The organism is Desulfitobacterium elongatum (assembly GCF_055378975.1).
Genome location: NZ_AP038772.1, coordinates 843,267 through 863,982 on the forward strand (window position 1 = coordinate 843,267; position 20,716 = coordinate 863,982).

Here is a 20,716-nt window from a genome sequence, read left to right on the forward strand (position 1 = left end):
TAGGCGGTCTAACGGTAACCACTGCGCTCCTCCTGATTAGAAATGCCACTATCGCTGCAAAATTGCCCTGTTTGCGGGAACCATAAATAGATATAATGATTATAAAAATGTACCATGGAAAGGGTGCCAATAGAACTGTCGAACGCGTATCCTAATATAAGATGACTTTGGAAGGTGGAGGCAAGTAGCATGAATGAGATATACCTAGCCCTGGGTGACTCGATAACAGCAGGTTATGGGGTAGGAGCGAATCAATCCTTCGCCATCCTATTTTATACCGGCTTACTACCGAGCTTTCCGGGGCTTAAGTATGAGAATCTCGGCGTCAACGGATTGACCAGTGGTGGACTCGCTACTATGGTTGGTCAACCAAGGGTGCGCTCCTTGATTGCCCAATCTAAGATTATAAGCATTACCATCGGTTCGAATGATTTGCTTGCCGTAGGGAAAGGCCTAATCTCAGGTGCAGGGGCAAATATTGACCTCACCCTTGGAAGCCTAAATCATAATCTTATGTTATTGGGTGGACGTATTCGAAGTGTAAATCCTTCTGCTATAGTCAAGATCGCAACGATTTATAATCCCTTACCCCGAACGGATAAATCGTCGGATGAACTAGCACGTGCCTTAGTTAAGACGACGAATCACAACATTATTCGGACAGCAAGAGAATTTCGATTTGTTGTTATACCTGTGGCTAAAGTTTTTAGCGGGAAAGAACAATTACTTGGGCCGGATCATTTGCATCCTAATCTTATGGGGCACAGAGTAATGGCTGACCTTTTTCTTGGGAACTAAACGAGTTCAGTTGAAGGAAGGATGGAAGCGTGGGGATGCTGAGAGCATTGAGACAGTTTGCTTCCATCATTGATCTGAAGCAGGAGAGCCGTCCCCATGCTTCCCTGTGTACGGTAAGAGCGGAAAACCCGCTCTTTTTGTTTTAGCGTTCTCTTCTAAAAGGCATACGCGGGGCAGTAGATTGAACCCGATTAAATAAATCCTCAGAAGAGTTAATTCCTTTTCTTGCTAAGAATCGTTGTAGTCCATTCGGCATAGGACGATTAGCTTGATTAAGAAATTCCGTGGATTGTCCTACGTTTTCCGCACCCATTCCCGCTCCGTCAGTGGGACCACCGAGAAATCGATTTCTACCTAGAAACATTACATATCCCTCCCTTCCTCATACTAATATATGGAATAAACTGGTGATGTGCTTTGCCCATTTCTATTAAATTGCGCGTTATCGCCCCTCTCAAAGTCGGAGTCAAGTCTTGAATAGGAAAAGCACCATAGCCTTTAGTACTTCATAGAATGCTATGTACTAATAGCCTCTGTTTGTACAGGGGTTTAATTATTCATGGAAGGAGGAGAGTCATGGAGATTGGGATGTTAACACTTCTCGGAAAGACAGTCACCCTCATGGAGAGCATGGGGTTTCTATGGCTTGTTTATAGCGGATTTGAACTCGGCCTTTGGGAAAGCCTTCAAGAAGATAGGTCAGTAGAAGAGATATTAGCGCTAAATCCAGATTGGGATCCGCAAATACTTGAGCATTGGCTTGAACAAGCGAGGATTCAGGGCTTACTTCTTCAGGATAACGAGAAATATCGTTTGAACCGGGTAGGGAAGGCGATCTCCCTCTACCAGAACTATGGGCTCGAAGCCATGTATAAGGAATTCGCTCTTTATTGGGGACCTGTCTTTGCTCAACTTCCCCAGTTAATGACTCAAGAAACGGTTCGCCCAAACATGGAAAGCGAAATGAATAATGAGCTGATATCCAGGGCTTCTAGAGCTTCGGAAATCTTCGTTTGGCCACTGCTCAAGTCGAAATGTGAAAAAGAACATTGGAGAAGAATTCTCGATGTAGGCTGTGGTGAGGGACTTTATCTGCGCAAGTTCATGCAGGAATTCCCTACTATTCATGGGGTAGGAATCGAGATTAACCTCGCAGTAGTAGAGCGGGCGCAGGCCCAGTCAAATCCTTATCCTGAGCGATTGAAAATTGAGTGTGGCAACATTTTTGATTATGCTGACCCACTGGAGAAGTACGATTGTTGCCTTTTGAATAATAACATTTATTATTTCTCGGCCGAGCAACGGATGGAGCTTTTAGCCCGGATCAAGAAGTGGTTAGTTCCCGGTGGACAGATTGGAATTCTAACGGCCCTTCGCGGAAAGAGTTCGTCCCTACCCTTTATTCAAACGCATATTCCACAGAATCTAATGAGTTTTTTCTTAGCCTGTCATGAAGGTTTTAAAGGTTTGCCCTATGAGCAAGAGATAATCAAACTTCTAGGGGATTCGGGCTTTACCGAAATCGAAGTTATTCCATTACCGTTTAAGGTCTCTCACTATTTCTTTGCAAGAGCCCCTTTGGAATAAGGGACTTTTGAGTTGGTCATGCATATCCTATGGATTAGAAGGGTTTCGAGAAGGCGGGAAGGACAATGCTTGAAGTCTCAGGACTAACGAAAATCTATCGTGAAGGGCGGGGTGTAAAAGATCTTTCCTTTCGTGTAGACTCTGGAACAGCTTTTGGATTCCTAGGACCGAATGGGGCAGGTAAGACGACTACTATACGCCTTTTAATGGGATTTATGAAGCCGGACCTAGGTAGTGCCGTGATTCATGGGTTGGATTGCTGGCAAGATAGGGCGGAATTGAAACGATTCGTAAGTTATCTTCCCGGCGAACTTCATTTCATGGAGAGGCTTACTGGGTTTGAATTTCTTGAGCTCATTGAGGGGATGCACGGGGAGAATTATGAAATTCAAAGGAATCGGGACGCTCTTATGGACGCTCTGGAACTCAATCCGAGACAAGCAATTCGTAAAATGTCCAAAGGAATGAAGCAAAAGTTAGGAATTATTTCTGCTTTAATGCTAAATTCCCAAGTCCTTATTCTAGATGAGCCAACGTCAGGGCTTGATCCTCTAATGCAAAAGACGTTTGTTGAGTTAATCTTAGAAGAAAAGAAAAAAGGGAAAACGATTTTTATGTCTTCCCATCAATTTTCCGAGATTGAAAAAACCTGTGAAAAGGTAGGGATTATCCGGGAAGGAGAACTCCTTGCGGTTCAGGATATCACCTTACTCAAAAAGAACGAACGTCAGACCTTCGAAGTAGAGGTGGAGGGGGAAGAGGACGCTGATGTGCTTCGTCAAAGTGGCTTAGCGCTTTATCCCATTGGCGGGTTCTACTTTACGGTCCTTATTGAGGGTCAACAGGATTTGCTATGGAAGACTCTTGCGCAGATCCGTGTCAAGCGATTTAAGCAAGGCTCTCTTGAGTTGGAAGAAGCTTTTATGCATTTCTACCGCTCAAGTTAAAGGGGGAATCAAAGTTTGAACCGGGCATTATTTCGTGCGATGCTTAAGCAGCATAGTAAAAAGATAGCAAAACTATCAACGGGGATTATTCTTTATGAGGGTCTTTTGACTTGGGTTTATCCCGTTATTTCGGAGAATCCTGCCGTTACGCAAATTGCCGAATCCATACCCTCAACGGTTAAGACTGTTTTTGGGGTTTCCGAGGACGCCCGGATGGATACGTTTGAAGCCTTTATCTCGGGCCAATTTTTTGCACGGATATGGGTGATGCTAATGGCCTTATATAATGTGGAGACTACAAATGAACTGTTAGCAAAGCTGGTAGATGACGGATCGCTGGCTTTTCTCCTCTCTACTCCAGTTCCACGGGAGGAAATTATTTCCACACAGATCCTGTTACTCCTCATAGCGAATGCCCTTTTGGTTTCTGCGACTCTTATGGGGCTTTATGGTGGAGCCTATCAATCTGGAATAACGATTGATCATTGGAGATATTTCCGGTTTGGAATCCTGGGATTTGCTTTTTACTCCTTTATTGGGGCCTATAGCCTGTTTTTTTCTTCCTGGCTTAAAGAAGGAGAGAATGCCCTTGCATTGGCTTCAGGGTTAACCTTAGCCTTTTATGCTCTTGATGTTGCTGGGGGACTCAGTGATAAGCTATCTTGGGCTCGGAGGTTATCCCTCTTTCGGTTTTACCAACCACAGGAGGTACTAGAGGGGACCGTTGATCCAGCGGCAAGCATTTTGGGACTGACCGCGGGAACAGTGATTTTATTCAACCTGGGGATACGAATATTTGCGGAAAAGGATTTGGCAATATAGTCGTGAATAAGGCGGTTCCTTCCAGAGGGACCGCCTTAAATATGCGATCGAATGGGGGTTTAGGGATAATTCTCCCCATAGAGAAATTCCGAGATGAGATGTTGAGAGATTAGAATTGAATGTGCTAAGAAGGGAGAACCCTAAACCCTCTTAATTCTATTCGAGATTTTCGATTCAAATGTGTGGGAAAAATTACATATTTATTTATACCTCGGTATCCCGACCGGGGCGGTAATTTGTTAACTAGCGTTGAAGCAGAAGAATCATCCCTGCGCTCTGCTCACGCTTCCCTGACACTTTATGAGTAAAACATTCGTAATTACCGGATAACAGAAAATATCGAACAAATTTGGGAGATTAAGAGAAAATATGCATACTTATGCAACTTGCGTATAATGTCCTTTGAGGCGTATGATAGAGAATGTCTGTTATAGTACAATATGGTACAGGCAACTTAATAGTGGCCAAGAGTTGTCTGTGTTATAATACAACATGGAGCGAGTATGTTAAATCAAGCATGGAGGGGACAAGCAATGATCATGGGAGTGGAACGTGCAGTTCGTCGAGGGACAATGGGTTTGACCTTCTTGGCGGCAATAGTTGGTATGCTTTTACTAGGGTGGACTATCTTTAAAGGGAGTACTGTCTCGGGAGGCTGGAATGTCGCAGGGTTTAACCTTGATGGACTGACAGCCTTCTTTCTTTTTGTCCTCCTGCTTGGACAAGGAGTATCTTCCCTTTACGGCATGAGCTATATGAAGGAGTATGAAGGGAAGAAATCACTTATTTCCTTTGCCGTGGCTTGGGTGGCTTTCTTGGCGAGCATGGCTGGTGTCTTACTCGTAACCAACGGCTTCAGCTTTCTATTCCTGTGGGAAATCATGTCCCTATTTTCTTTTTTCTTGGTGATTTATGAGCATGAGGATGGGGTGAATCGAAAAGCGGCCTATATCTATTTAGTGATGACCCATGTGGGTACCGTATTTCTGACGACGGCCGTCCTTTACTTGTATGGAAAAACGGGGAGCTTTGCCTTTTCAACTTGGGCTTCCTTTTCACCTGAGCTAAGTCAGTGGGAGCGGAGTTTCATCTTTCTTTGCTTACTTATCGGATTAGGAACGAAAGCCGGACTTGTTCCGTTTCACATCTGGCTACCTTACGCTCATCCTGTTGCTCCCTCTCCTGTGTCTGCCTTAATGTCTGGTGTTATGGTAAAAGTTGCACTCTACATGATGTTGCGGCTCGTTTGGCTCACCCTGAATCCCCTTGAGGCGTGGTGGGGAGGCTTGATACTTGCTCTCGGAATGCTTTCCGCCTTTGTGGGAATCCTCTATGCCTCGGTAGAGCAGGATGTGAAGCGCTTACTTGCCTATTCCACCGTTGAAAATGTCGGAATTTTGGCGATGTCACTTGGAGTGGCGATATTAGCCCAGGCTCAGGGTTATCCGAACTTAGCGATGCTCGCTTTGGCTGCGTTTTTCTGGCATACCCTCCAGCATCTCCTATTTAAGTCAACACTGTTTATGGCTGCAGGTAATATCATTCAAGCGACACATACGCGGAGGCTTGAACAGTTGGGTGGATTATTAAAGAGTCTTCCTAAGACAGGCTTCTGGGCGTTATGCGCTGCCTTAGGACTTTCCGCTCTTCCACCCCTAGGTGGGTTTTGGGGAGAGTGGTTATTATTTCATGCCTTGTGGGAAACGTCTCGTCAAGCAGAGGATGGACTGATTAAACTTGTTTCCCCTTTGGGAATTGCAATATTGGGCTTAGTCTCAGCGATTGCTCTAGCAACTATGGTGAAGTGGTTTGCCAGCGCTTTTCTGGGGCAAGCTCGAACCTCCGCAGCAGAGGAAGCTAAGGAGCTTCCAAAGCTACAAACAGCTGCCTTGGGGATAGCAATGTGTCTAGCGTTTCTTACGGTTCTTTGGCCGAGCGGAGTGCTTCGGGTTATTTCTTTGCCTACTCAGGCGCTTACGACTATAACCTTGACTACTTCTGTGACTTCATCGCCCCTTGCGGAAATGTCTGCAACGCACGTGACCTCCGCAGCTTCGTACCCCGTCCTCATGGAGCCACTTAACCTTCCGGAATTGTCCGGTTTTTTTGGTTCCGTGACGACGTATGGAATTCTGTTGATCCTTCTTACAGAGCTACTTTACTTCCTGAGTAGGGGAAAACAGAGGCGAATTTCTTCCGCTTGGAACTGTGGTACGCCACTCACTCCAAGAATGCAGTATTCGAGTTTGGGAATAACCATGCCGTTGCGTATGCTCTTTAAGCGACTCCTCGGTTCACGTCCAGTAATCGAAAAAGAGTATGGGGAAAACCGTTATACCCTACGTACTCTGCGCTACCAAAGCCGAATTCGGGAAATGTATGAGGAGGTATTATACCGGCCCTCGACACGGTTGCTCCTTTGGTGTGCCGAGCGGATTCGTACACTCCAAGTAGGAAGTATTCATATCTACCTCGGATATACGCTTGTAACCTTAGTCATTGTTTTAATTTGTACCTTATAGGAGAGGAGGAGAAAAATTTTTATGTCAGTATTGGATCAAGGCATGGGAGGACTCTTCTTCTCCCTTATACATCTCCTTATTTTGTTAATGGCTGCTCCCTTGTTACAAGGGTGGATTAAAAAGGTGAAGGCGTTTTGGCAGATGCGAAGAGGTCCCTCTCTCTTACAGCCTTACCGTGATATCCGGAAGTTTCTGGGGAAGGAAGAGGTTATCTCAGTACATGCTTCGTGGATTTTCCTTGTGACCCCCTCGATAGTTTTAGGTAGTACTCTACTTGCCAGTTTAGTGGTCCCTGGTCCTTGGGGATGGGCACCAATGAATACTTTTGGTTCGATTTTCTGGTTGGTGGCTAGCTTTGGTCTTGGACGTTTTTTCCTCACTTTAGCAGGACTGGATGCCGCAGGCTCCTTTGGCGGGATGGGAAGTAGCCGAGAATTGTTTGTGGCAGCTTTGGTCGAGCCAGGGTTTTTATTAAGCCTTATTGTCTTGGCGCTCATGGCCGGAACGACCTCACTATCAGGACTTATAGGCCAACTTCAGGGGATTTCTATTTTTGAGACCCCGCGCCTTCTTGCCCTTCTCGCTCTCGGTTTTATGGTAATTGCTGAGATGGGGAGAATTCCTGTCGATAACCCAGATACCCACTTGGAGCTCACCATGATTCACGAAGGGATGATTCTCGAATATTCAGGACGTTCGCTGAGCTTTTTGAATTGGGCGGAAGAGCTCAAACAACTCCTCCTTCTTCAAGTGCTCGCGCTTTTGATTATGCCACTGGGTATTAATTCGATGGACTTGGGAAGCGCAGGGGGGGATATAGGTGCTCTGCTTATTCGTCTAGTGCTTCATATTGGACTCGTGGCCTTGCTCGGGGCACTTTTTGCGACGCTTGAGAGTGTTAATGTGAAGGTTCGGCTTTTCCGCGTCCCCAATTTCTTAGCAGCGGGGACGGCTTGTGCAGTATTAGCTTTAGTTACGCTTTGGATTACGAAGGGGGGAATTTAAGATGGAGCTCAATACCATAGATCATCTTCAGCAACTTCTCCTCTTTGTCCTTGTCGGGTCAGGGCTATATATCGTAGGGAGTGCGAAACTAACAAAAGCCTTAAACGCCTGGACTTGGCAGGCAGTGTTCCTTTCGCTCTTGGTCTTCCTTGAAGGGGTCAAGCACTCCGAGTATGAAATGCTTGTAGTAGCTCTCCTATCCCTAGGGATTAAAGGTGGAGTAATTCCCTGGGTTCTCCGGCGTACCGTGAACCAATCTCACACCCAATGGGTGGGTGAGGTGTTTTTAGGACATACGGCCTCTCTAGTCGCTGCGGGGGCCTTGACGATTCTTGCCTATGCTATTACTCAGCCCCTTTTGAGTCTGGTGGAACCAGCGATGCGGAACGGGTTGGCTATTGCTTTTTCCTTACTCTTCTATGGGTTGCTTCTCATGATTATTCGCAAAGTAGCCTTAGTTCAAGTTGTCGGGATACTTTTGATCGATAATGGGATTTTTCTGGCGGGTTTTTTACTCACCAAAGGGATGCCTATCCTCGTGGAAATCGGAGTTATCTTCGATATTTTAATCGGTGTCTTGATTTTGGGAGTTCTAGCACAGCGGATGATTCAAAAATTTGACTCACTCAACGTCGAAAACCTCAATTCATTGAAAGGGTAGGAAAAGCGAAATGTTTGTAGTTATTGCCTTTTTAGCAGCTTTCTGTATGCTCATCTCCTCACGCAACACCGTATTAAAGGGAATAAACGCTGCTGCCCTTTTGGGGTTGCTCGGGCTGGGTGGGAATACCATACTTCGAGTGTTTAAGCTAGGTCCACAAAGTATATGGAACGGCTTTTTCTACTGGGATGCTCTGAGCGCGTTGCTTCTCAGTGTGATTGTTGTGGTCGCGAGTTATGTGGTTTTGTATTCCTTTTCGTATATGGAACTTGAGGTGGAAGAGGGGAAAATTCCACAGAATCGCTTACGCTGGTATTATTTTTGGATTTGGATGTTTATCGGAACGATGCTCTGGGTGGTGAGCACTCCGAATCTTGGTCTTCTCTGGGTCGGGATCGAGGGGACGACCTTGGCTACAGCACTCTTAGTAGGTTTCTACCGAGAGAAACTGGCCATTGAGGCGGCTTGGAAGTATATTATTCTCTGTACAGTGGGAATTAGTTTTGCCCTCTTAGGAACTTTACTTTTGTATGCCGCGGCAGGGCGTGTGTATGGGTATAGCCTAGTAGCGTTAGATTGGCGTTTGCTTCTAGGACTGGCTCCACAACTGGATTCGGCTTTAGTTAAATTAGGCTTTATCTTCGCTTTCATCGGGTATGGAGCAAAGGTTGGCTTTGTCCCGATGCATCCTTGGTTACCAGATGCACATAGCCAAGCACCCTCTCCGGTGAGTGCACTATTATCGGGAGTGCTCCTGAACTGTGCCTTATATGCAGTGCTTCGCTGGCACATCCTTGTTCGCCAAACGACGCTTGGACACAATTTTTCCGGGAAGCTTTTGGTGATCTTCGGACTGCTTTCCTTAGGGGGAATGGTCGCTTTTATCCTATTACAAAAAGATATCAAAAGATTATTGGCCTATTCGAGTGTAGAGCATATGGGGATAATGGCTTTGGGCTTTGGCTTAGGTACCCCGCTTGCAGTCTGGGGAGCGTCCTTCCATCTCATTCTCCATGCCCTTACGAAAGCAAATCTTTTCGTGGCTGTGGGACGAATCGTTCAGAAGACCGGAACACGCCAGATTCCTAAGATTCGTGCAGTGTTTTCCTTATGGCCGTATAGTGGTTCCATTCTCCTTTTAGGGCTTCTGGCGATTACTGGGACCCCGCCCTTTGGGACGTTTCGCTCGGAGATCAACATTATGGCCGGATTATTTCAAACGGGTCATCCGTTGTTGGGATTTCTAGCGGCTTTGTTTTTGACGATTATCTTTGCGGGATTTCTTTATCATTTTCTCGGGATGCTCTTCGGAAAGCCTAGTGAACGAAAGCTAGAGGAAAAGGGGGAAAACCCTAGAGTGCTCATTCTCGCACTCCCTTTAGTTGTTGTATTGATATTAGGTATCGTCGTTCCGGAAAGTTTAAATCAAGCACTTTGGCAAGTCGTTGAGCTTATCCTGGGAGTAGGAGGAAATCATGGATAACTTACAGAGTTTACACGAGTATTTTGAGATTGGCGGAGCGAAAGAAAGTAGAGATAGTAGAGATAATAGTAAGAACCTAAAAAAGGCTTTTGATATTGCTAGCTGGACAGAGCGCGAAGGGCTTGTCTGGCTAGAGGCCGAGAGTCTTCCTCAAGTGATCGAGGATCTCTGGCTTGACCCGAAAACTCGGCCCGTGCTTTTGACCCATGTTGGTAACGATGAACGGGAATTGGGACATGGTTTTGTCCTCTATTTTGTATTTCACTTCCCAGGGGATTTCACCCTAACCTTGGGAGCTCGTGGAATCGAAGAAGGATTTCCATCTTTGTCCGCGTTTTGCCCTGCTTTAAACTGGCCTGAACGTGAAGTTCAGGATCTCTTCGGACTTGTCGCGGAGGGGCATCCTGACCCGCGTCCACTCGTACTTCATCCGGGGTGGCCAGAAGGGTTCCATCCTTTGCGGAAATCGACTCTAATGACCAACACAGATAAGCCAAGCTTTCAGCCCAAACCTCTTGTTTTTTATCCAGCTCAAGGAGAAGGAACCTTTGAAGTTCCAGTTGGTCCGATTCATGCTGGGATTATTGAGCCTGGCCATTTTCGTTTTCAAACGATTGGGGAAACCATACTCCACATCGATGCTCAATTGTTCTTCACGCATAGAGGGATCGAGAAGCTTCTCGAAGGAAAGACGATTGAGGAAGGTCTTAAGATTGTGGAGCGGGTCTGCGGAGTGTGCACGGTGAGTCATTCCCTGGCGTACTGTGAGGCTGTGGAAAAGCTAGCACATATCGAGCTTTCTCGTGAGGCTTTGCGTTGGCGCACGGTGCTCGCGGAGCTTGAGAGGTTATATAATCATGTCGGGGATATCGGGAATTTGTGTGCCGGAGTAGGATTTGCTTTAGGAAATGCGAATGGCCTTCAGAATAAAGAGCAGCTTCAGCGACTGAATAAGGAGGTCTTTGGACATCGTTATCTGCGGGGAATGGTGATTCCAGGAGGAGTCAAGATTCAACCGCTAGAGGAGAGGATTGAATTTCTTAAGGAACGCTTATATGAGCTTCAGGCGGATTTTGAAAAGTGGATTCCTCTGATTCTCGAACATGATGGCTTCCGTCAGAGAGCTGTAACCACTGGAGTATTAAAAAATCAAAGTGCCCTGGATTTAGGGGCTACTGGACCGGCTGCCCGCGCTTCAGGTGTAGCCGTAGATTGGCGTGAACGGCATGCCTATCTTTTGTATCCTGAACTTCAATTAGAGCCACAAGTCGAGACGAGCGGAGATGTCTGGGCTCGCCTCATGGTGAGAGTGAGAGAAGTACGGCAGAGTTTTGAGCTGCTTGATACGTTGCTGAGTGGAGTGGAAGAAGTTCGAGGCTCTCAAGATCCCCAAGTTACCCAGAGCTTGCATGTTACCCAAGTTCCAGGAAGAATAGAACCCTACTCTTTCGCCTGGGGCTGTGCGGAATCCCCGCGAGGAACAGACGTTATCTGGCTTATGACTGATCAGGAAGAGAAAATCTTCCGCTGTCGGATTCGCTCGGCTTCCTATGCGAATTGGCCGGCCGTTCCGCTCGCTGTCCTGGGCAATATCGTCCCGGATTTTCCGTTAATCAATAAGAGCTTCGAACTTTGTTATAGCTGCTGTGATCGATAGAAGGAGGAGAATGGACCCATGTGGAACTTATTAAAACGGAGCTTGAGAATGGGACGACTTACGGAGAGCCGTTTGGACCAAGATGCGCCGCACCTCCATTCTCTAAAGCAATCCTGGCATATCCGACATCTTGACTGTGGTTCGTGTAACGGCTGTGATTGGGAGATGTCAGCACTTCTTAATTCGGTGTATGATCTTCAACGTTTTGGTTTCGACTTTGTCGCTTCTCCTCGGCATGCAGATATTCTCATGTGTACAGGGCCCTTAGCGACACAGCTCAACCAAGCAGCAAATGCTACCTATGAAGCGACACCGCATCCTAAGCTTGTAATCGCAGTAGGGGATTGCGCGATTAATGGGGGAGTGTTCAAAGAGACATATGCTACCCAATCGGGAGTTGGGGAAGCCTTGCCCGTGCATCTGGAGATTCCGGGATGTCCGCCTTCACCGGAGGATATGATAAAGGCGTTGCTAAAGTTGACTGAAAAGGATCGAAAGATTGTGTTGACTTAAATATATACTTTGTCCCTCAGGCTTGGACTATTTGGCCTCCTTCCTTCATAAATATGCTTTAGAAGGGAGGAGGCTTTTCTATGTTTGATAAATTATCTAAAAATGTCGGGGAAGTGTTAGATTTTCCACCAGACGTTGCTGGAAACGGCCCGCGGATTACGATTACAGGTCGTCATGAAATCCTCGTGGAGAACTATCTTGAGATTGTTGAGTTCACAGAAGAAGAAATTCATTTAAATACAACTGAAGGAGAATTGTCTTTCACGGGGAAGGGGTTTGTCCTTAATACGGTCTTAGCGACAGAACTCCGAATTGGCGGAGAATTGATTTCTCTAACCTATCTGGGAGGGAGCGAGACCAGATGATTGCAAGGTTCAGGGAGTTTTGGCATGGGCGGGTACTCTTCGCAGCACGGGGAAGCCAGCTCGCTCGGTTTGTCAATGAGGGAATCCGGGACGGAGTCGTTTTTTATAAGACTCAAAAATCTGAACGGGGCTTGAGAGCTCAAGTCCAGATTAAGGATTTTGCTAAACTGAGGCGCGCTGCAAGATTGACCCATACACGGGTTCGAATTTTAGCAAAATACGGCTGGCCTTTTGTCGCTGCTCGCTGGTGGAGAAGAAAATCCTTGCTTGCGGGTATACTAATCATCGGAATAACGCTTGCCTCTTTATCGCAAATGGTTCTCTCGATATCTGTCTCTGGAAATACGACAATCCCGAGTCAGCAGATTTTTGATAGTGCAGAAAAACTGGGTTTGAAAACCTGGATATGGCAAAGTGAGGTCGATTTACCCAAAGTATCGAAAGCGCTTATCGAACAGTTTCCTGATGCTGCCTGGATCGGAATCGATAGGCAAGGAACACGAGTAGAAATAAAAGTAGTACAAAAAATTCGTCCGCAAGTTCCAGGTGAAGCAGGCAGCTTGGTGGCAAGCAAGGCTGGCCTCATCCAAGAGCTTATGGTGATTCAAGGAACGCCCATCGTACATGAAGGTGAAACGGTTAAAGCAGGGCAAGTCCTCATTAAAGCCCCAGCTGTCATTGAGAACGCCAGTGCCAAGCAAAAGCCTGATGCCGTTTCAAAGCCGAAGCAGTCTATCCCGCAACCTGTTCCGGCTGCCAAAGGTTTCGCCCGAGGTCGAGTCTGGTATAGCTCAGAGGCAACAATCCCTCTCGTCGAAGATAAGGTTGAAGAGAGTGGTCGGATTGCCAAAGGATGGGGTATAAAATTCGGATCGAGAGTCATAATGGTAACAACACCTGAATCACCGTATCCACAAGTGAATCAAGAGGTGAAAAATCACTCCTGGCTTATATGGAGGAATTGGCGTTTTCCTGTCGAAGTAGTATCTATTAATTATAAAGAACTTTCCGCCTTGCATCTCGAGCGGACCCAAGCAGAGGCTCGATCCATGGCAGAGGAACTCGCCCGCACTGATGTGCATAAAAAGATTACTCCCGGGGCTAATATTCTTGAGGAAACTGTCCGAGTTCTTCCCCAAAGCGGTGGGGTGGAACGCGTACGTGTCGAAGTGGAAGCGTACGAGGACTTAGCAGTCTATCCGAATCCCTAATGACGTCGAACTCAAGCTGGTTTCCCATCATCCCAATTCATACGGGGGGCGTAAAATTGACGAAAGAATCAAAGTTATATTTGCAGAATGCGACCGAAGCAATGAATTTACTCGGGCTCGAAGATGCCCATCTACGCATTCTTGAAGACCGCCTAGGTGGTCGGTTGATTGTCCGGGGAGAAGAAATGACGATTACTGGAAGTTCAGAAGAAGTGGAGCGAATTGATTCTGCAGTGAGGGAACTGTTGGGAATGGTTCGCCAAGGACATAACTTAACCCCTGCAGATGTTTCTTATGTCATTTCACGGGTCGAAGAAGGCCAGAGCTCGGGCGTGGCAGATGCACTAGCTAAAGTGATAGCAACAAGTCATCGCGGACGTCCGATCAAGGCGAAGACACTTGGGCAAGCCAAATACCTAGAAGATTTGGAGAAGAATTCGATTGTCTTTGGAATCGGCCCAGCAGGAACTGGGAAAACCTACTTAGCTGTGGTCATGGCCGTTCGGGCTCTGAAGGCTAAAACGGTTAACCGGATCGTTTTAACCCGCCCAGCAGTTGAAGCGGGTGAAAAGCTTGGCTTCTTACCGGGTGATTTACAAGAGAAAGTCGATCCTTATTTACGTCCACTCTACGATGCTCTTTATGATTTACTCGGACCGGAAACGACACAACGGTATGTCGAAAAAGGGACCATTGAAATTGCCCCTCTTGCTTATATGCGCGGACGTACCCTGGATGATTCATTTATGATTTTAGATGAAGCTCAAAATACAACCCCAGAGCAGATGAAAATGTTTCTCACGAGATTGGGTTTTGGGTCGCAAGCGGTTGTGACGGGTGATGTAACACAGGTCGATTTGCCACGGGGACATTATTCCGGATTAGTTGAAGTTCAAAATATCCTGAAGGGGATACCTGATATTTCCTTTCACTATTTTACCGCTGCCGATGTTGTGCGGAATCCTCTAATCCAAAAAATCATTCAAGCCTATGAAAAGCTTGAACAAAAACCTGACGCGCGGAAGTGAAGGAAGGATGCGTTTGAATATTCGCCGGCTTAAATCATTAAGACCCCTTTCAAAAATACAGGCAAACACCACTTGGCAACGAATCCTGGTTGCAGTGGTGTGCTTTTTGCTGTTCACCTTTTTGCTTTCCTCCGGACTTTTTGTCTCGAAGCTTCATTTGGAGCTTGGAGATCCAAGTCCGCAACTCGTTACGGCTCCTTGGCAAAAGGATATTGAAGATGTGGACAAGTATCATGCAGACCAGGAAGCGGCAGCAAAAGCGGTTAAACCCGTTTATAAACCGGATGAAGACTTTATTACAAGTATCGCTCGGGATTTAAGCAAATCCTTCCTCGCTTTGCGTGATGCGATTAGTTCAAAGGAAGAGGATGCGAGTCGAAAAAGTAGACTTCGTCAAACCTCTCCCTTTGATGCGTTACCAGAGGGGGTACTCAACAGTCTATTGAAGGCTTCTCCCGAACTTTTAGATGAGAAAGAACAGCGCGCGGTTGAAATCATTATTGGAAATGCTCGAAATACGGAGCATGGCGCACGGAACGAAGCTGAGGTTGCTCCTTTACGAGATCGAACGAAGCAAGATATCGATAATGCACCCTTCCCAGATGAAATCAAAGTCTTTCTGGAGAGTTTTGTAGACACTAAGATTACCCGCCAAACCTTAATTGAGGATACCGAGGCTACGGATAGACTTCGTCAAGCTGCACGTGCAACAATACGTCTCGAGGTTCATTCCTACAAACCACAGCAAAAAATCGTAGGGCCTGGGGAAATCGTGGATGAGAAAGTGATGAGGGTTCTCGCGGCGTATGGTTTGGTAGAAAACCGCTCTCCCTGGCGGGCTGTTGGGGGAATTTCCCTGATTGTTTTTGCTTGTCTCTTGACCCTCATTCTATATACCTATCAGTATCGACGAAATATGCCCCAGATCACGCAAAAACTTACCCTCATCGGCTTAGTCATTTTCTTAGTCCTGCTAATAGGGAAAGCAGTTATCGCTTTGAATTTGGGAGGACCTGAATTTAACGCCTTGGTCGGTATTCTCATCCCGGTGGCTTGGGCGACCATGACCATCGCGATTTTAGTCGATGCAGAAATGGCTTTTCTCACGTCGGTGATTTTAGCCGTGTTTGTCGGCTTTCTTGCCGATCCCATCATTTCGACGACCTTCGGCTTGCAGGTCGGTTTAGTTGCACTTTTCGGGGGAGTTGTCGGAGTTCATAGTGTTTCAAAACTTAGTCAACGCTCGGATTTGGGTCGAGCTGGGCTTTTTATTGCAGGCATGAATGTCCTCACTGTGAGTGGCCTCGCCTTGCTTTCAGGAATGAGCCTTCCTGCTTGGGTCGTAAGCGTACTTCTTGGAATTGTCAATGGTATATTCTCTTCTGTGTTGGCAGTGGGAACTTTGCATTGGTTTGAAGCGGGCTTTCATATCACTTCGGCGGTGCGTTTATTGGAGCTTTCAAACCCGAATCGACCTCTGTTGAAAAGGCTCTTGATGGAGGCTCCTGGTACGTATCACCACAGTATTTTGGTGGGGAATCTTGCCGAAGCCGCAGCAGAAGAAGTTCAGGCGAATGCGATCCTCGTTCGTGTCGGCGCCTTGTATCATGATATTGGGAAGCTAAAGCGGCCGTACTTTTTTATCGAAAATCAATTTGCCCAAGACAACCCTCACGATAAGATTGCCCCGACTCTCAGCGCTCTGATTATTACTTCTCATATCAAGGATGGACTTGAGATGGCGAAGGAAGAGAAATTACCGCAGGGAATCCAAGATATTATTGCCCAGCATCATGGAGATAGTATGGTCAGTTTTTTCTACTATAAAGCAGTGGAAGACAATTTGGATGTTCCAGAAGAAGCTTTTCATTATGAAGGGCCAAAGCCTCAGACTAAGGAAGCAGCCCTTGTCTTTCTCGCAGATAGTATCGAAGCAGCTGTGCGCGCTATGAAGCAGCCAACCCCTGGTCGAATCGAAGGTCTTATCCGGAAAATTATTAAGGACAAGCTTAATGATGATCAATTAAATCAGTGTAATTTGACGTTTCAAGATCTTGATAAGATTGCAACCGCTTTTGTTCGAGTTATGAGCGGCATATTCCATTCCCGAGTAGAGTATCCAGAGATGCCACAAAAGCTGGGAAATTCCAATGTGGTAAAGGTTATGGGCACCCTGGACGAAGAGTCTACTGAGATTAGCACTTCAGTGATGGCAGAAGCGGAAGCAGGGGACGTGGTTAAGTCTACTCCGCCAGACAACTCCTAAGGGATAAAACAAAGCCACTCCTGCATGAGAAGCATGTTGCTTTGCAGTGATGAGTCATCGGACCACGGAAGGAGGGTGGAGTTACTTCTCTAAGTAACTCTCACAAGATGAATTTAGATATTAACTGGGAAGAAGAAACTATCCCCGAGACGGAGCATGAAAGACTCCAGCAGATTTTGAGTCAAGGAATTGAGGAAGCGATCACCGTGGCTGAAGGGCCTGAAGAGGCTGAAGTGAGCCTCACCTTGGTGGATGACGTAAGAATACATGAACTCAATCGGGAGTATCGTGGAGTAGATCGGCCCACTGATGTCCTCTCTTTTGCACTTCAAGAAGATACTGAGGATGAACCCGACATCCTCGATTATGAAGATGACCTCTTGGGAGATATTGTGATTTCCGTTGAACGAGCGAGGGCGCAGGCCGTTGAATATGGCCATTCCTTCGAGCGTGAACTTGTTTATTTAGCGGTTCATGGAACCCTACACCTTCTGGGGTATGATCATGAAGAGGAAGAAGATAAAAAGGAAATGCGTCGACAAGAAGAGGTTGTCATGAGCCAAGTTGGGCTACTAAGAATAGAATAGACTAGAATAGATTTTTAGAAAGAAATGGATAGGGCGGGAAGCGCATGGGGAAATATCAGAAAACGAGTTCGTTCTGGCGTAGTTTCGGCCAGGCTTACCGAGGTATTCTCTATTCCTGGAAAACGCAGAGACACTTTCGTTTTCATATCTTCGCAGGAGTAATCGTTCTTTTCACTGCGTGGTATCTTAGACTGACTCGGTGGGAGTGGGCCATCTTGCTTCTCACGATTGGCAGTGTCATTGCCGCTGAGGTCATGAATACAGCGGTTGAAATTGTCGTGGATTTGGTTCAGCCGAACTTTCATCCTCTAGCGGGTATGGCGAAGGATGTCGCAGCTGGCGCTGTGTTGGTGACGGCGATACAGGCCGTACTTGTGGGGATTGTGATTTTCGGGCCGCCTTTAGGGCGTTGGGTTGGGCAGGTTGTAAGGTGAATCCATTCCTCCTGAACTGCACCGTAGAGGGGGATGATTCAAGCTTAGATTAAGAGAGTCATCAGAATTTTGTTTTCCACCGTTCACTTTATAAGCTGCGCGGATCAATCTAATCGCTCAAGCACTTCGCTCCGACGGGTCCCCGGCTGAATCGCCATCCATGGCTTATTAGCCGGTTGGAAACATCCGTGTTTCCAACCCGTCTACGCTACGTAGTTTTCGCGAAGATTGCTTAGCCGCTCGCTTAGAAGCCGTTCTCTTGTGTAAAACAAAATCCTTGGGCTTTCTTTCAGGATTTATGCTATTATAGTATGTCTCTCGGGTCCCTTCGCGGGGTATTAGTTAACTGAGGATTTGGCCGAAACTCAGTAAGGCCATTGGGAAACATGGGGACTGGCACGTCATTTCAGTAAGCTAGGTTTGTGCAGCTTTCCGCACATTCGGATCTTCTCACGAGTAGGAAAGGTTTGATTGATTTGGAGTTATCGAAAGATATATCACTTGAACAAATCCATGAGCTAACGTACCTCGCCCAAGAGGCCTATAAGAACTCTTACGTTCCGTACTCCCACTACCCAGTCGGAGCTGCAACGCTTTGGAGCTCTGGGCGAATCGTCTCGGGGTGTAATGTGGAGAATGCGAGTTATGGCTTAACGATCTGTGCAGAGCGAAACTCAATTTTTCATGCGGTATCTCATGGGGAACGTGAGTTGAAGGCAGTGGCTATAGCTGTTCCGACAGAAGCTTTTCCTTCACCGTGTGGAGCTTGCCGCCAAGTTTTACGGGAATTTGCTCGGGATTGTCTGGTTATTTTAGTGAATGGAAAAGGGCAGACTAAGACTACAAGCTTGAAAGCCTTGTTGCCGGAATCTTTTGGTCCAGAATTTCTTTCCGATGGCTAACCCTACTATTTTTCCTTCCTTTTTACTCGGAAAGAAGTGGCGCTAAGCCCCTGGATATAGGAAGCTTGACTTGCAATGATGAATGAAGTGCAAGTCTTAGCTGACTTATCCTCTCGAGGACAAGTCAACTGGACTTCAGATGAAGCGGAAATTTACAACTGAAGTAAGTTTCCTTTATAAGGCTAAGCCTTTCTGCTTGGCCTTGTTTATTTTTATTATTAGGATGTGAACAGAATTGATAGGAACAAATCAAAAAAATGGTTTCAAATCTGGTTTTGTGACCGTGATTGGCCGACCGAATGCTGGAAAATCGACGCTACTCAATCAGCTTTTAGGACAAAAAGTCCTTATTATGTCAGATAAGCCTCAAACCACACGCAATAAGATTCACTGTATCCTTACAGAGGAGCGGGGACAGGTCATTTTTCTCGATACTCCAGGAATCCATAAGCCGAAGCATAAATTAGGCGAGTTCATGGTGGATTCCGCGCTAGAGTCTCTTCGCGAAGTGGACCTCATCCTTTATATGGTGGACGTGACTTCCGAGTTTGGTGGGGGAGAAGAGTATATCCTTGAAAACTTAAAACGCGTCAAGACTCCTTGTATCCTTTTGTTGAATAAAATTGATTTAATCGAAAAAGAAAAATTGCTGAAACTCATTAAAGACTACTCGGCATTGAAAGATTTTCTGGCGATAATACCTATCTCCGCAAAAACGGGGGAGAATAAAGAAGAGTTGCTCAATATCATTTTTAAAGAGATGCCAGAAGGTCCTATGTATTATCCAGAAGATGAAGTCACGGATCAGCCCGAGCGTTTCATCATGGCAGAATTAGTCCGTGAGAAAGTATTGCAACTTACGCGGGATGAGGTACCCCACTCCATCGCAGTCCTTGTAGAAAGTGTGGAAGAGAAAAAAACGCTCGTAAAGGTCCGTGCGGTCGTAGTGGTTGAGCGAGATTCCCAAAAGGGGATTATTATCGGCCAGGGTGGAAGCCTACTGAAGGAGATTGGCAGGTTAGCTCGCCTAGATATCGAGACACTACTTGGCAGTAAGGTGTTCCTTGAGCTTTTCGTTAAGGTGGAAAAAGATTGGCGCAATCGGGGAAATAGCTTACGAGAGTTTGGGTATTCGGATCGGAAGTAATCGAGCGCCGATATACAAAGTCCGATATGTGACGTGAAACAGAGGTGGAAACAGCGGGACGGCTACATTGTTTCATAGAAAGGATGAGTTTATGAACTTAGCAGGAATGATAGACCATACCCTCCTTAAACCTGATGCTACGGAGAAAGATATCGTCAAGCTGTGTCATGAAGCAAAGCAGCATCAGTTTGCCACGGTCTGTGTAAATCCAGCGTATATCTGCACAGCAGCCAAACTTTTGCATGGAACGTGTGTCGGGGTTGCTACCGTCATTGGTTTTCCTTTGGGGGCAACGATGACAGAGATAAAAGTTCAAGAAGTCTTTGCGGCAAAAGCCCACGGTGCTCGTGAAGTAGATATGGTGATGAACATAGGCTTTGCGAAATCTGGAAATTGGGAAGCCGTAGAGAAGGATATTACCCGAGTAGTTGAGGCCGCTCATTGCTGTGGGGTTACGGTCAAAGTCATCCTTGAAACCTCACTGCTAACGGAAGAGGAAAAGCGACAAGCCGCTGAGATTGTAAAACGCTCGGGGGCAGAATTTATAAAAACCTCGACTGGTTTTGCTGGCGGCGGAGCAACGGTAGAAGATGTTCGAAACCTCAAAGCATGGGTTGGCGAGGGAGTAAAGGTGAAAGCCTCGGGCGGAATCCGGACCCGTGAGTTTGCACTTCAGCTCGTCGAAGCTGGAGCAGAGCGTTTGGGGGCAAGTGCTGGGGTACAGCTCATCGCAGAGTAGGTTTAGGAGAAAACAAGAATATAACAAACAGTCCGAATATAG

General features: G+C 46.5%; 20 protein-coding genes. 19 read left to right on the forward strand and 1 reads right to left on the reverse strand.

The genetic code is table 11. The annotated features are described in order from the left end of the window. Positions 1–189 precede the first annotated feature (189 nt). Positions 190–798, forward strand: coding sequence for an SGNH/GDSL hydrolase family protein (locus tag ACZ42W_RS03830; protein ID WP_464168661.1), 609 nt, complete (start codon positions 190–192; stop codon positions 796–798). 142 nt (positions 799–940) lie between these two features. Here the strand turns inward: ACZ42W_RS03830 and ACZ42W_RS03835 are convergent, their stop codons facing one another. After that, complete coding sequence (locus ACZ42W_RS03835; protein WP_464168662.1) at positions 941–1,162, reverse strand: hypothetical protein; 222 nt, start codon at positions 1,160–1,162, stop codon at positions 941–943. 212 nt (positions 1,163–1,374) lie between these two features. Here ACZ42W_RS03835 and ACZ42W_RS03840 point away from each other — a divergent pair, with 212 nt between their 5' ends. The 18 genes from ACZ42W_RS03840 to deoC all read left to right on the forward strand — a co-directional run bounded on the left by ACZ42W_RS03840 (position 1,375) and on the right by deoC (position 20,674). Beyond that, positions 1,375–2,385, forward strand: a complete 1,011-nt coding sequence (locus tag ACZ42W_RS03840) for a class I SAM-dependent methyltransferase (RefSeq protein ID WP_464168664.1) — start codon at positions 1,375–1,377, stop codon at positions 2,383–2,385. Between the two features lie 65 nt (positions 2,386–2,450). Beyond that, positions 2,451–3,332 carry an ABC transporter ATP-binding protein gene (locus tag ACZ42W_RS03845; RefSeq protein ID WP_464168666.1) on the forward strand — a complete coding sequence of 294 codons (882 nt, stop codon included), beginning with the start codon at positions 2,451–2,453 and terminating at the stop codon, positions 3,330–3,332. 15 nt (positions 3,333–3,347) lie between these two features. Continuing rightward, positions 3,348–4,154: an ABC transporter permease subunit gene (locus tag ACZ42W_RS03850; protein WP_464168668.1), complete on the forward strand. Its 807-nt coding sequence runs from the start codon at positions 3,348–3,350 to the stop codon at positions 4,152–4,154. A gap of 533 nt (positions 4,155–4,687) precedes the next feature. Next, complete coding sequence (locus ACZ42W_RS03855; protein WP_464168670.1) at positions 4,688–6,676, forward strand: proton-conducting transporter transmembrane domain-containing protein; 1,989 nt, start codon at positions 4,688–4,690, stop codon at positions 6,674–6,676. Positions 6,677–6,697: 21 nt separating this feature from the next. Then, the gene (locus tag ACZ42W_RS03860) at positions 6,698–7,681 is read left to right on the forward strand and encodes a respiratory chain complex I subunit 1 family protein (protein WP_464168672.1); all 984 of its coding nucleotides are present in this window, start codon (positions 6,698–6,700) and stop codon (positions 7,679–7,681) included. Between the two features lies 1 nt (position 7,682). After that, positions 7,683–8,342 (forward strand): hydrogenase, encoded by a 660-nt coding sequence (locus tag ACZ42W_RS03865; protein ID WP_464168674.1) that lies wholly within the window; start codon positions 7,683–7,685, stop codon positions 8,340–8,342. Between the two features lie 10 nt (positions 8,343–8,352). Further along, entirely contained in the window at positions 8,353–9,825 is a 1,473-nt protein-coding gene (locus ACZ42W_RS03870; RefSeq protein WP_464168675.1) for a hydrogenase 4 subunit F, read from the forward strand. Then, positions 9,818–11,482: a hydrogenase large subunit gene (locus ACZ42W_RS03875; protein WP_464168676.1), complete on the forward strand. Its 1,665-nt coding sequence runs from the start codon at positions 9,818–9,820 to the stop codon at positions 11,480–11,482. Before ACZ42W_RS03870 ends, ACZ42W_RS03875 begins: the two co-directional genes overlap by 8 nt. An 18-nt stretch (positions 11,483–11,500) precedes the next feature. Next, positions 11,501–11,995 carry an NADH-quinone oxidoreductase subunit B family protein gene (locus ACZ42W_RS03880; RefSeq protein WP_464168677.1) on the forward strand — a complete coding sequence of 165 codons (495 nt, stop codon included), beginning with the start codon at positions 11,501–11,503 and terminating at the stop codon, positions 11,993–11,995. 80 nt (positions 11,996–12,075) lie between these two features. Further along, positions 12,076–12,360 (forward strand): YabP/YqfC family sporulation protein, encoded by a 285-nt coding sequence (locus tag ACZ42W_RS03885; protein WP_464168678.1) that lies wholly within the window; start codon positions 12,076–12,078, stop codon positions 12,358–12,360. Continuing rightward, positions 12,357–13,571: a sporulation protein YqfD gene (yqfD, locus tag ACZ42W_RS03890; protein ID WP_464168679.1), complete on the forward strand. Its 1,215-nt coding sequence runs from the start codon at positions 12,357–12,359 to the stop codon at positions 13,569–13,571. Before ACZ42W_RS03885 ends, yqfD begins: the two co-directional genes overlap by 4 nt. Positions 13,572–13,627: 56 nt before the next feature. Further along, positions 13,628–14,599, forward strand: a complete 972-nt coding sequence (locus ACZ42W_RS03895; RefSeq protein ID WP_464168680.1) for a PhoH family protein — start codon at positions 13,628–13,630, stop codon at positions 14,597–14,599. 13 nt (positions 14,600–14,612) lie between these two features. Then, on the forward strand, positions 14,613–16,865 hold the full coding sequence (locus ACZ42W_RS03900) for an HD family phosphohydrolase (RefSeq protein ID WP_464168681.1): 2,253 nt from the start codon (positions 14,613–14,615) through the stop codon (positions 16,863–16,865). A gap of 107 nt (positions 16,866–16,972) precedes the next feature. Continuing rightward, positions 16,973–17,452, forward strand: a complete 480-nt coding sequence (ybeY, locus tag ACZ42W_RS03905) for an rRNA maturation RNase YbeY (RefSeq protein ID WP_464168682.1) — start codon at positions 16,973–16,975, stop codon at positions 17,450–17,452. A 44-nt stretch (positions 17,453–17,496) separates the two neighbouring features. Beyond that, positions 17,497–17,886 carry a diacylglycerol kinase family protein gene (locus ACZ42W_RS03910; protein ID WP_464168683.1) on the forward strand — a complete coding sequence of 130 codons (390 nt, stop codon included), beginning with the start codon at positions 17,497–17,499 and terminating at the stop codon, positions 17,884–17,886. A gap of 476 nt (positions 17,887–18,362) precedes the next feature. After that, a complete protein-coding gene (locus tag ACZ42W_RS03915) occupies positions 18,363–18,788 on the forward strand; it encodes a cytidine deaminase (RefSeq protein WP_464170857.1) in 426 nt (141 codons plus the stop codon). A 238-nt stretch (positions 18,789–19,026) separates the two neighbouring features. Further along, positions 19,027–19,935, forward strand: coding sequence for a GTPase Era (gene era, locus ACZ42W_RS03920; protein ID WP_464170858.1), 909 nt, complete (start codon positions 19,027–19,029; stop codon positions 19,933–19,935). Positions 19,936–20,026: 91 nt separating this feature from the next. Next, positions 20,027–20,674 (forward strand): deoxyribose-phosphate aldolase, encoded by a 648-nt coding sequence (deoC, locus tag ACZ42W_RS03925; RefSeq protein WP_464170859.1) that lies wholly within the window; start codon positions 20,027–20,029, stop codon positions 20,672–20,674. Positions 20,675–20,716: the final 42 nt, after the last annotated feature.